Source organism: Methanocella sp. (genome assembly GCF_035506375.1).
GTDB lineage: Archaea > Halobacteriota > Methanocellia > Methanocellales > Methanocellaceae > Methanocella.
The window spans coordinates 34657-45497 of record NZ_DATJPM010000060.1 but is presented as its reverse complement, the minus strand read 5'-3'; the positions used below and the strand labels follow the sequence as shown (position 1 = coordinate 45497).

Here is a 10841-nt window from a genome sequence, read left to right as displayed (position 1 = left end):
CAGGGCTATGTCGGCGAGTACGAGTTCATCGACAACGGCAAGGCCGGAATGTTAAATGTAAAGCTTATAGGCAAGATCAACAAGTGCGGCATCATCAAGCCGCGGTTCGCCGTGGGCAAGGCGGAGTTCGAGAAGTGGGAGAAGAGATACCTCCCCGCCAGGAACTTCGGCATGCTCATCCTGACCACGTCGCAGGGCGTCATGTCCCACAGCGACGCGGCCGCAAAGGGCATCGGCGGCGAGCTTTTAGCGTACGTATATTAAGGTGGAACAATGGCAGCAGAAACGCTCATTGAGGTAAACGTCCCCCAGGGTGTAACCGTGACATTAAGCGGTGCAACTTTGACCGTGAAAGGTCAAAAGGGGCAGGTATCCCGGGAATTCCGGTTCCCCGGCATAAAGCTGACCTCGGCCGACGGCAAGGTCGTCGTCGAGGCGTCCAGGTTTGACAAGCAGACCCGGGCCACGGTGGGTACCTTCGCTTCGCACATCCGGAACATGATCACCGGCGTTACCGAAGGGTACGAGTACCATATGAAGATCGTCTACGCCCACTTCCCCATCCAGTTGAAGGTCGAGGGCAAGGACAAAGTATCGATCGGGAACTTCCTTGGCGAAAGAAAGCCGAGGTACGCGTCCATCATGGGAGAGACCAAGGTCAGCGTGGCCGGCGACAGGGTATCCGTCACCGGAAATAATAAGGAGCACGTCGGCCAGACCGCGGCGAACATCGAGCAGGCCTGCAAGATCAGGAACCGCGACCCCAGGGTCTTCCAGGACGGCGTATACATCATCAACAAGGCGTGATCATCATGGCACCGAAGAAGAAAGTAGAAGACGTAGAGGCCCCCGTAAAGGAAGCAAAGGCCGAGAAGAAGCAGCCGGCTCCGAAGAAGGCGGCCAAAGCGCCCGCTAAGAAGGCTGAGCCAAAGGCAAAGGCCCCGGCAAAACATGAGAAGCCTAAGAAGAAGGCCGAGCCAAAAGCCGAGGAAAAGCCCGTCGAGAAAAAGGAAGAGCCCGTGGCCGAAGAAGAGAAGCCCAAAAAGACCTTCACGATGACGAAGCCCCGGCCCCTGCCCCGCCCCGTCGAGAAATCGACGCTGGACCTGGACGAGGAGACCCGGAGGCTGCTCGGCGCCCGGAAGACGAACAAGGCATCCCTGCCCGAGTTCAACCGCATCGACTCTCACAAGAACAAGAGCCTCAAGCTAAGCTGGAGAAAGCCCAAGGGCCACCACAGCCAGTTGCGCAGGCAGCGCAAGGCGAAGGGCTCGCTGGTAAAGGTCGGCTTCGGGTCCCCCGCGGCCGTGCGCGGACTGCATTCCTCAGGCTATGAGGAAGTGCTGGTCCACCGCCCGCAGGACATCCAGGGCATCACGAAGACGCAGGCGATTCGCGTCGCCGGCGGCGTGGGCCGGAAGAAGCAGGCCGAGATCGAGAAGGCGGCGAAGGAGCTGAACATCAAGGTTCTCAACCCGCTCAACACGTTCGAGGAGGTATAGGACATGGCCGACTTAGCGAACCAGAAGAGGCTTGCGGCCGACTTATTAAAGGTCGGCGTCACGCGTGTCTGGATGGACCCCGAGAGGCTCGAGGACATCGCGACCGCCATCACCCGTGAGGACCTCCGGGGCCTCATCGAGGAAGGCGTCGTCAAGCGCAGGCCCAAGGTCGGGATCAGCCGCGGCCGGGCACGCGCACGCGACATCAAGCGCGCGAAGGGCCACAGGAAGGGCCAGGGCAGCCGCAGAGGCGCCGCGGGCGCCCGCGCTCCTAAGAAGGAGCAGTGGATGCGCAAGATCAGGGCACAGAGAAAAGTGCTTAAGCAGATGAGAGATGAGAAGACGATAGACGCCCACAACTACCGCATTCTGTACATGAAGGCGAAGGGCGGAGAGTTCAGGAACGTAGCACACCTGAAGTCGTACATCGCATACCAGAAGAAGTGATCACTATGGCAACAGGACCAAGATATAGAGTAGCCTTCAGGCGGCGTCGGGAAGGTAAGACCGACTACCACCAGAGGCTCAGGCTCATCGTTTCGCGCAAGCCGAGACTGGTAGTCCGCGGCTCGCTCGGCGACTACGTCGCGCAGATCGTCGTGACGAAGCCGGAGGGCGACCAGGTACTGGCGGCCGCGTCGGCGAAGGAGCTCGCGAAGGCGTTCGGATACAAGGGCGCCCCGAAGAACACGAGCGCGGCATACCTCACCGGCATGCTGGCCGGCTTAAAGGCGAAGGAGGCGGGCGTCGACGAGGCGATCCTCGACATCGGCCTTGCCACGAACAGAAAAGGCTCGAAGGTCTACGCTGCCCTCAAGGGCGCGATCGACGCGGGCCTCGACATCCCGTGCAGCGAGGACGTCTTCCCGTCGGACGACCGAATCCGCGGCGAGCACGTCGCCGGTAACACGAAGAGCACCTTCGCCCAGTACGAGAAGCGTGGGCTTAAGGCGACCGACCTGCCGGCGCACTTCGACGAAGTGAAAGAGAAGATCATGAAATCATACGAGGGTAAGTAAAATGGCCTACGAACGTGAAGAGGTATGGGTCCCGAAGACGAGGCTCGGCAAGATGGTCTCATCCGGACAGATCAAGACCGTCGAGGATGCCTTTGATACGGGGCTGCCCATCAAGGAGCCCGAGATCATCGACGCCCTTATCCCGGACCTCGTTGACGAGGTGCTGGATATCAGCATGGTGCAGAGGATGACCGACTCCGGCCGCCGTGTAAAGTTCAGGGCCACCGTAGTCGTCGGGAACGGGAACGGCTACGTCGGCATCGCCGAGGGCAAGGACGTCCAGGTCGGCCCGGCTATAAGAAAAGCCATCGAGATGGCGAAGATGAACATCGTCAAGATCAAGCGCGGCTGCGGCTCATGGGAATGCGGCTGCGGCCTTGAGCACACCGTCCCCTGCCTGGTCGAGGGCAAGGCCGGCTCTATTACAATAGAGCTGATGCCGGCGCCCAGAGGCCTGGGCATCGCGGCCGGCGGGCCGGCGAAGAAAGTGATGGAAATGGCGGGCATCAAGGATGTCTGGACCAGGACCGAGGGCGAGACCCGGTCGACCATCAACTTCGCGCTGGCGACGTACAACGCGCTCCTGCAGACCACTACCATGCGGTATAAGGGAGGCGCCCAGTAATGTACGCGATCATTAGGCTCAGGGGCTCCGTGAATACGAAGCCCGAGATCAAGGATACGCTGAAGATGCTCCGGCTCAACCAGATCAACCACTGCGTCGTCGTCCCGGACACGCCCAACTATAGGGGCATGATCCAGAAGGTGAAGGACTACGTGGCCTTCGGCCCTGTGGACGCGGCTACGCTGACGCTGATCCTGGAGAACCGTGGAAGGACCGTCGGAGGCGAGAGGCTGACCGACGACTACGTGGCGAAGAACTCGAGCTACAAGTCCATTAAGGAGTTCGCCGAGGCCCTTGAGAGTGGCAATGCGACGATCAAGGACCTGCCTGGCCTGAACCCCGTCTTCCGGATGCACCCGCCCCGCAAGGGCCATGCGGGCCTGAAGAGGACGTTCCAGCAGGGCGGAGCGCTCGGGAACTACGGGGAGGAGATCTCCCGGCTCGTAGAGAAGATGAGGTGATAACTATGACGAAGCAAAAGAGTCACTCCTATCGCGGCTCGCGCACCTGCGGCGGTGGCACCCACAAGAACCGCCGTGGCGGAGGAAGCCGTGGAGGCCGCGGACACGCCGGCGCCTGCAAGCACAACACCTTCAGGGCAATGCAGCAGGGCTGGATGTTCGGCAAGCACGGCTTCCACCAGCCGCCGGCATGCCGGACCACCGTAAGCTCGCTCAACGTGGGCGAGCTCGACGAGATGGCACCCTACCTCGTGGAGGCGGGCGTCGCGTCCGATAAGGACGGAGCCATCAGCATTAACCTGGGCGAGCTGGGCTTTGGCAAGCTCCTCGGGAACGGCCGCGTAAGCAGGAAATACGTCATCAACGTAAGCACTGCGTCCGCATCCGCCAAGGCAAAAGTTGAAGAGCAAGGCGGACAAATCATATCTGAGACAGAGACTGCATAGACTACAGACAAGCATACCATAAAGGTGTCATAATGGCGGAAATGGGGTTAAAAGATCGCGTAGAACCTTTCCTTCGGCGTCTCCCGGCCGTGAAGCGGCCTGAGAAGCACGTCCACTTCCAGCGAAAGCTGATGTGGACGGTGGCAGTACTGATACTGTACTTCGTCCTATCCAACATCTCAGTCTTCGGGCTGAGCAGCAGCTCGCAGGACGTGCTGGCGGCTTACCGTGCCATCCTGGCCGGCTCGACGGGGTCGATCATCCTTCTGGGCATCGGCCCGATCGTCACGGCCTCCATCGTGCTGCAGCTACTGGTCGGCGCGGAGATCCTGCCGCTGGATACGACGGACCCGAAGGACCAGGCGATCTTCCAGGGCTTACAAAAGCTGCTGGTGTTCGTTATGATTGTCCTGGAGATCCTTCCGCAGATGTATGGAGGATACCTGATACCTGATCCCACCATAGCTGCTCAGCTTGGGATCAGCACGGGCATCCTCTCTCTCATCATTTTCATTGAGGTCGCCTTCGGCGGCGTTCTCATCTTATACATGGATGAGATCGTCTCCAAGTGGGGCATCGGCAGCGGCGTTTCGCTGTTCATCGTGGCGGGCGTCGCGCAGGCCCTGATGGGCGGCATATTCAACTGGAACCCGCCCGTGATCAGCCAGCCTCTGGGTGTCCAGATTTCCGGGGTCGGCTATAACGACCCGATCGGCATCATTTTTAAGTGGAACTATCTCCTTTCGACATACACGCAGAGCCAGCTATTGTCCACGGACGGCTTACTGATGCTGCTCACCCGCGGCGACGTACTGGCGCTGATCGCGACCATCGCGATTTTCCTGATGGTAGTATACGTGGAATCGACGAGGATCGAGATACCGCTGTCCCACGCGGCCGTAAGGGGCGCCCGGGGCAAGTTCCCCGTGAAGCTCATCTACGCGTCGGTCCTGCCGATGATCCTCGTCAGGGCTCTCCAGGCCAACGTCAAGCTCATCGGAAGCCTGGCCTATAGCCGGTATAACTTTACCGCGCTGGGTACGTACAATTCCGCGGGCGTCCCGCAGCCGCCGGGCCTCTGGTACTTCCTGAACCCGATCGGCAGTTATAACGACTGGCTGCCGCCATACGTATACTCGTACTATCCGGGCATCCAGTCCTGGATGATCGCCCTGCACTTCCTGGTGGACGCGTTCATTCTCATCGCGGGCGGCATCGTGTTCGCCATCTTCTGGGTGGAGACCACGGGCATGGGCTCGACCAAGGTCGCCAAGCAAATACAAAAGAGCGGCATGCAGATACCAGGTTTCCGCAGGAACGAGCAGGTCATCGAGAAAGTCGTCTCCCGCTATATCCCAAAGGTCACAGTGATCGGCGGCGCCTTCATCGGCGTGCTGACGCTGATCGCCAGCATGTTCGGCCTGATCGGAGGCGTAGGCGGTACGGGCATGCTGCTGGCCGTGAGCATCATATACCAGCTCTACGAGAAGGTGGCGAGCGAACAGCTCATGGAGATGCACCCGCTCATACGAAGATTCCTCGGAGAAGAATAGTATGCAGATCGTCCTATTCGGGCCCCCGGGTGCCGGTAAAGGCACCCAGGCAAAGTTTATTTCCGAAAAGTTCAATGTTCCGCACATCTCCACGGGCGATATCCTCAGGGAGAATGTCCGTGAAGGCACTGCGCTGGGAAAAAAGGCAAAGGTCTTTATGGATAATGGCGCCCTCGTCCCCGACGAGCTGCTGATCGACCTGATCAGGGACCGCCTGCAGAAGCCCGACACGAAAAAGGGCTTCCTGCTCGACGGCTTTCCCAGGACGATCGCGCAGGCGGAGGCACTGGACCCGATCCTGGACGACATCAATAAGAATCTGGACGCCGTCGTGAACGTCGACGTCGGCGCGAATGAATTGATAAGTCGGCTGTCAGGGCGCAGGACATGCCGTTCCTGCGGGGCGACTTACAACATCAAGTCTAACCCGCCTAAGGTCCCCGGCGTCTGCGACCAGTGCGGCGGCGAGCTCTACCAGAGGGCCGACGACACCGAGGCAGCTATCAAGCACCGCATAGAGGTCTATCAGAAGCAGACTCAGCCCCTCATCGACTATTACCGGAAGAAGGGCCTGCTCATAGACATAGACGGCGAGCGGGAGATCGACGAGGTGCGCTCGGACATCCTGAAGGCCCTCGAAAGATTGCAGTAACGTTATATGTACAAATCTTCTATTTTCATGAGGAGTCGTGATGAGCGACAATAATACTACTGAAACGAAGGCCAAGAAAAAAGGCGGCATCGTAAACACTATCCAGAATATCATCCTGGTGCTCGGGTTCGGCATTTTCATCGGCTCTATCTTTTTGCCTGCCTGGTTCAGGAATACGATGTCCTATTACGTGAACATTATCGTATCGCCTATCAACGCTACCATGCCGTTCTACATGGCCGTGCTTATCATAGCTCTTATCGTCTCGGTCGCTTCCACGATCATACAAAAGTACACCATGGACTGGGACCTTTACCGGCGTGTCATGCAGAGGAACCAGTCGTACCAGAAGGAGTACAAGGAAGCCCAGCTTTCGGGGAATAAGAAAAAGCTCAAGCAGCTCGAGCAGGAACAGCTTAGCATGATGTCGGACCAGACGGAGATGACCAAGCAGCAGATGAAGCCTATGGGCTTCATCGTGTTCGTCTCCATCCCCCTGTTCTGGTGGGCTTACTGGTATTTACAGCAGCCGGCTAACATCGGCATGACGATGATCTTCCCGCTCTTCGGCGCGGTCAAGCTGACGGACGGGTTCCTGCTCTTCCCGTACTGGGTCTGGTGGTCGCTGATCTGCTCGATGGCCATTAGCTCCATGGTCAGGAAAGCCCTTAACACAGGTACCGTGGCCCCATCATGATCGTTACGCTTAGCGGTCTTCCCGGCTCCGGGAAGACGTCTGTCGCACGAGAGCTCATCGACAGGTATGGTTTCACCATGATATCCGCGGGCGAGCAGTTCAGAAGACTCGCCCAGGAGCGGGGCATGACGCTGGAGGAGTTCGGCGCCCTGGCCCAGAAGGAATCTTCCATCGACATAGCCATCGACCGGAGGCAGAAAGAGCTGGCGCAGAAATGCGACATGGCCCTCGTGGAGGGCCGCCTGGCCGGCCATACCATCGAAGCTGACCTCAAGATATGGCTGAAGACTACGCCCCAGGTACGTGCGCGGAGGGTCGCGAAGCGCGAGGGCATATCCATCGAGAAGGCGCTTGCGGATAACGAGGCCCGGGAGCTCGTCGAGTCGACGCGCTATAAGAAGTTCTACAATATCGACCAGCACGACTGGTCCTGCTACGACCTGATCATCGACACGCGATTGTGGGATGCGAAGGGCGTGGCGGATATCATCTCTATGGCAATTGACGGGTTGAAGAATAATGGCGCCTGATATGCTGCCGGGCGAGCGGCCACGAGAGCTTTTAATAAAGGAAGAATGCCGGCCTCAGGGCTACGGCAAGGACCCTTACGCCCGGAGCGTTGTGGAGCTTTTGGAGAAGGGCGTCATCAATTTAGACAAGCCCTATGGCCCGACGAGCCACGAGGTCACGGCTTGGGTCAAAAATATTCTGCACATCAAGCGTGCCGGCCACAGCGGCACGCTGGACCCCCACGTGACGGGTGTTCTTCCCACAATGCTGGGCGACGCCACGCGTCTCGTGCGCAATTTACTTTTATCCGGTAAGGAATACGTCTGTGTCATGCGGCTGCACGCAGACGTCCCGGAAGCCCGGGTTAAAGCCATCCTGGGCGAGTTCACCGGCGTCATCTACCAGCGGCCTCCCCTGGTCAGCGCGGTAAAGCGACAGCTGCGCAAGCGGACCATCTACTATATCGATTTTTTAGAGATGGACGGCCGGGACGTGCTCTTCAAAGTCGGCTGCGAGGCGGGCACCTACATCCGGAAGCTGTGCCACGACATGGGCGAGGCGCTGGGCGTCGGAGCCCACATGTACGAGCTCCGACGGACCAGGTCGGGCCCGTTCAAGGAGGACGATACACTCATCACGCTCCAGGACCTGACGGACGCCTACTTTTATTATACGCAGGGCGATGAGGCGCCGCTAAAAAATATTATCCTGCCCATGGAGCATGCCTTGAGGAATATGCCACGTATCGTGGTAAAAGACTCGGCGGTCGACGCGCTCGCCGAGGGCGCCCAGCTATATGTCCAGGGGATCAGTAAGGTCGACACTGGAATTCAGAAGGGTGATATGGTGGCCGTATTCACGCTGATCGGCGAGGTTGTCTCCATAGGTACGGCGAAGATGACCACCGAGGAGATCATGGCGGTAAAAGAGGGACAGGCGATGGATACTGTGCGCGTCGTCATGGAGCCGGGAGTATACCCCAAAGAGTGGAAGAAAACATTTAAATGATAGAACCACGAATTAGGGTTGCGTTTTGTGTAATGCCGAGGTAGTCTAGTGGTAAGGCGCAAGCCTGGAATTCTATAATGGAAACCAGTCAGCTTGTGGGGGGAAACTTCCGCAAGGGTTCGAGTCCCTTCCTCGGCGCTAACTTTTAAGCTTTTTCGAAGACATTCCTCTCGTCTGCCATCTCGTCTTTATATAGATAGACGCAGTACTCGGTGGACATGTAATCCGCCCGGACCACGACTCTTTTCGTCAGGCCTCTACAGAACTTCAGCACCTCTTCGGGCGGGCACTGCCAGTATGCGTCATTGCCGGCGGAGGTCGGGCCCAGGAAATCGGCGGCCACCCCTTTATTGCAGACATCGAACATCTTTTTCAGCGTATCCCGGATGAATCGGCGGTTATCGGATATCTTAAGAGTAAAAATGCCTGCGGCAAAGGCCCAGTTGAATTCGCTGCCGGCATCGTCATCCTCAAAATCCGCTACCACGAACCGGGCGTCTGGATAAGCTTCCCGGGCGATACTGATAAAGTCCGGATTAATATCGACTCCCGTATAATCGACTTTTATTCCCCGGCCTGCGAGGTAGCCGTAAAGGTCGCCGAACCCACATCCGACGTCCAGGACGGAACTGCCCTGAAGATCGCCGATGGACGTAAGCGCATCGAAGCGTACTTTCCTGGCCCCGGGGATCCAGCCCAGGCTCCGGGTGTCGTGGCCATAAGACTTCAGCTTCTCGCCATAATAATTTTTTAGTATGTCCCTGTCGGCGGGCCTCAAGCGGATCCAACCTTAATATTACCCGATATTAGAGATATTATCTCATAAAATAGTAAGCCTTAGAAAATAATTATAACGATTATTCATTTAAAAATTACAACAACTATTTATCATAATACTCCTAAATAGAATATTGTAAGGAGGTTAACCGGATGAAGCACGTAGAATTGTCCTACTGGCCTTTCAGGTCGATGTCAATATTGATCCTGATCATGGGCCTGACCGTATTGAACGAACAGACTAACGGGCCCCTGTCGCTCATAAATACGGACCCCCTCATCTATGGCATCCTGGCCATCGGCGTAGGGCTCATCATCGTCATCTGGTTCATGTACGAAACGCAGGTCAGCTATAATCCATGACCTGCGCCTTTTCAGGATTATTAATTTTAGTCTAAGTATATAAAAATCGGAGAAGAGCTAAAATTTTTATCTATCCTTGCGCTCGGTCACATCTGTAACAAAGGCATAAAAGTAAAGCGGATGGCCGGCCTTATCGAAGATGACGTGGTCGTAGAGCTCGACGGGCACCCGGGAGCCGTCCCTTCGCATATATTCCTTACGATAGATGGCCGGCATTTTTGACCTGACCTGGCCGGCGATGATGCCCGACTCCTGCTTGCGCCACTCGGGCGGCGTTAGTTCCACCACACGCTTAGAGCGAAGCTCGTCCTTCGAGTAGCCCACGAGCCGGCAAAAAGCTCCATTACACCCGATGATAAGGCCCGAAGAATCCGCGATGACGAAGGGCTGCGACGAGCCCCCGACGACGTCTAAGAGAAGCTCGACGCACTGGCTTAGCGGGCTTTTCGCGTCCGTTTGTATGGCTGCAGGCATGATATTATGTGAGCGCCGGCGGCCATAAATGTTGTCGTCATGGAAAATAGCAGGGAAGCCCGCATGGATAAATGATTAACACGTAATTTTACAGAACCGGTCGCCGTATAATAAAGAGCCGTTACCCGCTATCGACAACATATTAAACGTTTAGATTATCCTTGAGACCATGGACAGGACACTAGGGATCTTCAGCTTATCCGCGCTCGTCCTTGTGGTCGCCACGGCGGCTATGCTCACATCGACGGCGGGCCAGCAGGCGACTACGGGGCCAGATGGGGCCGCCTACGTGGCAAAGAGCTTCATACTGAACGAGCCGACCTTCAAGTTCGACGGCATGATGGATACGCTCAGGGTCAACGTCACCGGCACTTACCCCGATCCTGGCATGTACGAGGTGACGGGAGACTTCACCTGCGCGCACGGCGGCTATGGTGACAGAAACGGCATGATGGTGACTGAAGCGCTGACGCCCCACGATTGCCGGATCATCGTCCAGGAAGGAAAGGTCACGTCGGCCGTTATGGACGGCACTTACGACATGGTGGCACAAAAGATAATTGTATAAGCATCGATGTCATCCCGCCTTACTTATTGCCGTAAGGCGGGATGTTGCGGTGTAGATTCTATTGGAGAATAGGTTCCCGTAAGGGCGATATAGCAGAAGATAAGCTACATAACCCCCGTTCCCCAATTTATATAATTTTTACCGGCCATATATTAACTTTCTCTAACGATCAGTCAACCGACGCGC

At 57.1% G+C, this 10841-nt stretch carries 17 protein-coding genes and 1 tRNA gene; 16 read left to right on the top strand and 2 right to left on the bottom strand.

Annotated elements, in window-relative coordinates:
- The 14 genes from VMC84_RS08135 to VMC84_RS08070 all read left to right on the top strand — a co-directional run.
- Nucleotides 1-264: 30S ribosomal protein S8 (locus VMC84_RS08135; protein WP_325379480.1), on the top strand; the 264-nt coding region annotated here is incomplete at its 5' end.
- Nucleotides 265-273: 9 nt separating this feature from the next.
- The gene (locus VMC84_RS08130) at nucleotides 274-807 is read left to right on the top strand and encodes a 50S ribosomal protein L6 (protein ID WP_325379479.1); all 534 of its coding nucleotides are present in this window, start codon (nucleotides 274-276) and stop codon (nucleotides 805-807) included.
- A gap of 5 nt (nucleotides 808-812) precedes the next feature.
- Nucleotides 813-1502: a 50S ribosomal protein L32e gene (locus tag VMC84_RS08125; RefSeq protein ID WP_325379478.1), complete on the top strand. Its 690-nt coding sequence runs from the start codon at nucleotides 813-815 to the stop codon at nucleotides 1500-1502.
- A 3-nt stretch (nucleotides 1503-1505) separates the two neighbouring features.
- The gene (locus VMC84_RS08120) at nucleotides 1506-1949 is read left to right on the top strand and encodes a 50S ribosomal protein L19e (protein ID WP_325379477.1); all 444 of its coding nucleotides are present in this window, start codon (nucleotides 1506-1508) and stop codon (nucleotides 1947-1949) included.
- Between the two features lie 5 nt (nucleotides 1950-1954).
- Nucleotides 1955-2521, top strand: coding sequence for a 50S ribosomal protein L18 (locus VMC84_RS08115; RefSeq protein WP_325379476.1), 567 nt, complete (start codon nucleotides 1955-1957; stop codon nucleotides 2519-2521).
- 1 nt (nucleotide 2522) lies between these two features.
- Nucleotides 2523-3146 carry a 30S ribosomal protein S5 gene (locus VMC84_RS08110; protein WP_325379475.1) on the top strand — a complete coding sequence of 208 codons (624 nt, stop codon included), beginning with the start codon at nucleotides 2523-2525 and terminating at the stop codon, nucleotides 3144-3146.
- Entirely contained in the window at nucleotides 3146-3607 is a 462-nt protein-coding gene (locus tag VMC84_RS08105) for a 50S ribosomal protein L30 (protein ID WP_325379474.1), read from the top strand. Before VMC84_RS08110 ends, VMC84_RS08105 begins: the two co-directional genes overlap by 1 nt.
- Nucleotides 3608-3612: 5 nt before the next feature.
- Entirely contained in the window at nucleotides 3613-4053 is a 441-nt protein-coding gene (locus tag VMC84_RS08100; protein WP_325379473.1) for an uL15m family ribosomal protein, read from the top strand.
- A 32-nt stretch (nucleotides 4054-4085) separates the two neighbouring features.
- A complete protein-coding gene (secY, locus tag VMC84_RS08095) occupies nucleotides 4086-5606 on the top strand; it encodes a preprotein translocase subunit SecY (RefSeq protein ID WP_325379472.1) in 1521 nt (506 codons plus the stop codon).
- Nucleotide 5607: 1 nt separating this feature from the next.
- Entirely contained in the window at nucleotides 5608-6258 is a 651-nt protein-coding gene (locus VMC84_RS08090) for an adenylate kinase (protein ID WP_325379471.1), read from the top strand.
- Between the two features lie 40 nt (nucleotides 6259-6298).
- Nucleotides 6299-6955: a DUF106 domain-containing protein gene (locus VMC84_RS08085; protein ID WP_325379470.1), complete on the top strand. Its 657-nt coding sequence runs from the start codon at nucleotides 6299-6301 to the stop codon at nucleotides 6953-6955.
- Nucleotides 6952-7485: a (d)CMP kinase gene (cmk, locus tag VMC84_RS08080; RefSeq protein WP_325379469.1), complete on the top strand. Its 534-nt coding sequence runs from the start codon at nucleotides 6952-6954 to the stop codon at nucleotides 7483-7485. Before VMC84_RS08085 ends, cmk begins: the two co-directional genes overlap by 4 nt.
- A complete protein-coding gene (locus VMC84_RS08075; RefSeq protein WP_325379468.1) occupies nucleotides 7475-8473 on the top strand; it encodes an RNA-guided pseudouridylation complex pseudouridine synthase subunit Cbf5 in 999 nt (332 codons plus the stop codon). Before cmk ends, VMC84_RS08075 begins: the two co-directional genes overlap by 11 nt.
- A gap of 34 nt (nucleotides 8474-8507) precedes the next feature.
- Nucleotides 8508-8611 (top strand) — tRNA-Ser (locus VMC84_RS08070).
- Between the two features lie 7 nt (nucleotides 8612-8618).
- Here VMC84_RS08070 and VMC84_RS08065 read toward each other — a convergent pair.
- Nucleotides 8619-9251 carry a class I SAM-dependent methyltransferase gene (locus VMC84_RS08065; protein ID WP_325379467.1) on the bottom strand — a complete coding sequence of 211 codons (633 nt, stop codon included), beginning with the start codon at nucleotides 9249-9251 and terminating at the stop codon, nucleotides 8619-8621.
- Nucleotides 9252-9403: 152 nt separating this feature from the next.
- Between VMC84_RS08065 and VMC84_RS08060 the strand changes: the two genes are divergently transcribed.
- On the top strand, nucleotides 9404-9613 hold the full coding sequence (locus tag VMC84_RS08060) for a hypothetical protein (protein ID WP_325379466.1): 210 nt from the start codon (nucleotides 9404-9406) through the stop codon (nucleotides 9611-9613).
- A gap of 66 nt (nucleotides 9614-9679) precedes the next feature.
- On the opposite strand, the gene VMC84_RS08055 is transcribed toward VMC84_RS08060, so the two are convergent.
- Nucleotides 9680-10087, bottom strand: coding sequence for a PAS domain S-box protein (locus VMC84_RS08055; protein ID WP_325379465.1), 408 nt, complete (start codon nucleotides 10085-10087; stop codon nucleotides 9680-9682).
- A 169-nt stretch (nucleotides 10088-10256) separates the two neighbouring features.
- Here VMC84_RS08055 and VMC84_RS08050 point away from each other — a divergent pair, with 169 nt between their 5' ends.
- A complete protein-coding gene (locus tag VMC84_RS08050) occupies nucleotides 10257-10655 on the top strand; it encodes a hypothetical protein (RefSeq protein ID WP_325379464.1) in 399 nt (132 codons plus the stop codon).
- The last annotated feature ends 186 nt before the right edge of the window (nucleotides 10656-10841 follow it).

What these genes read in the sequence shown, in the direction of transcription:
- VMC84_RS08130 (WP_325379479.1), top strand. Translation starts at nt 274, where the DNA reads ATGGCAGCAGAAACGCTCATTGAGGTAAACGTCCCCCAGGGTGTAACC.
- VMC84_RS08125 (WP_325379478.1), top strand. Translation starts at nt 813, where the DNA reads ATGGCACCGAAGAAGAAAGTAGAAGACGTAGAGGCCCCCGTAAAGGAA.
- VMC84_RS08120 (WP_325379477.1), top strand. Translation starts at nt 1,506, where the DNA reads ATGGCCGACTTAGCGAACCAGAAGAGGCTTGCGGCCGACTTATTAAAG.
- VMC84_RS08115 (WP_325379476.1), top strand. Translation starts at nt 1,955, where the DNA reads ATGGCAACAGGACCAAGATATAGAGTAGCCTTCAGGCGGCGTCGGGAA.
- VMC84_RS08110 (WP_325379475.1), top strand. Translation starts at nt 2,523, where the DNA reads ATGGCCTACGAACGTGAAGAGGTATGGGTCCCGAAGACGAGGCTCGGC.
- VMC84_RS08105 (WP_325379474.1), top strand. Translation starts at nt 3,146, where the DNA reads ATGTACGCGATCATTAGGCTCAGGGGCTCCGTGAATACGAAGCCCGAG.
- VMC84_RS08100 (WP_325379473.1), top strand. Translation starts at nt 3,613, where the DNA reads ATGACGAAGCAAAAGAGTCACTCCTATCGCGGCTCGCGCACCTGCGGC.
- secY (WP_325379472.1), top strand. Translation starts at nt 4,086, where the DNA reads ATGGCGGAAATGGGGTTAAAAGATCGCGTAGAACCTTTCCTTCGGCGT.
- VMC84_RS08090 (WP_325379471.1), top strand. Translation starts at nt 5,608, where the DNA reads ATGCAGATCGTCCTATTCGGGCCCCCGGGTGCCGGTAAAGGCACCCAG.
- VMC84_RS08085 (WP_325379470.1), top strand. Translation starts at nt 6,299, where the DNA reads ATGAGCGACAATAATACTACTGAAACGAAGGCCAAGAAAAAAGGCGGC.
- cmk (WP_325379469.1), top strand. Translation starts at nt 6,952, where the DNA reads ATGATCGTTACGCTTAGCGGTCTTCCCGGCTCCGGGAAGACGTCTGTC.
- VMC84_RS08075 (WP_325379468.1), top strand. Translation starts at nt 7,475, where the DNA reads ATGGCGCCTGATATGCTGCCGGGCGAGCGGCCACGAGAGCTTTTAATA.
- VMC84_RS08060 (WP_325379466.1), top strand. Translation starts at nt 9,404, where the DNA reads ATGAAGCACGTAGAATTGTCCTACTGGCCTTTCAGGTCGATGTCAATA.
- VMC84_RS08055 (WP_325379465.1), bottom strand. Translation starts at nt 10,087, where the DNA reads ATGCCTGCAGCCATACAAACGGACGCGAAAAGCCCGCTAAGCCAGTGC.
- VMC84_RS08050 (WP_325379464.1), top strand. Translation starts at nt 10,257, where the DNA reads ATGGACAGGACACTAGGGATCTTCAGCTTATCCGCGCTCGTCCTTGTG.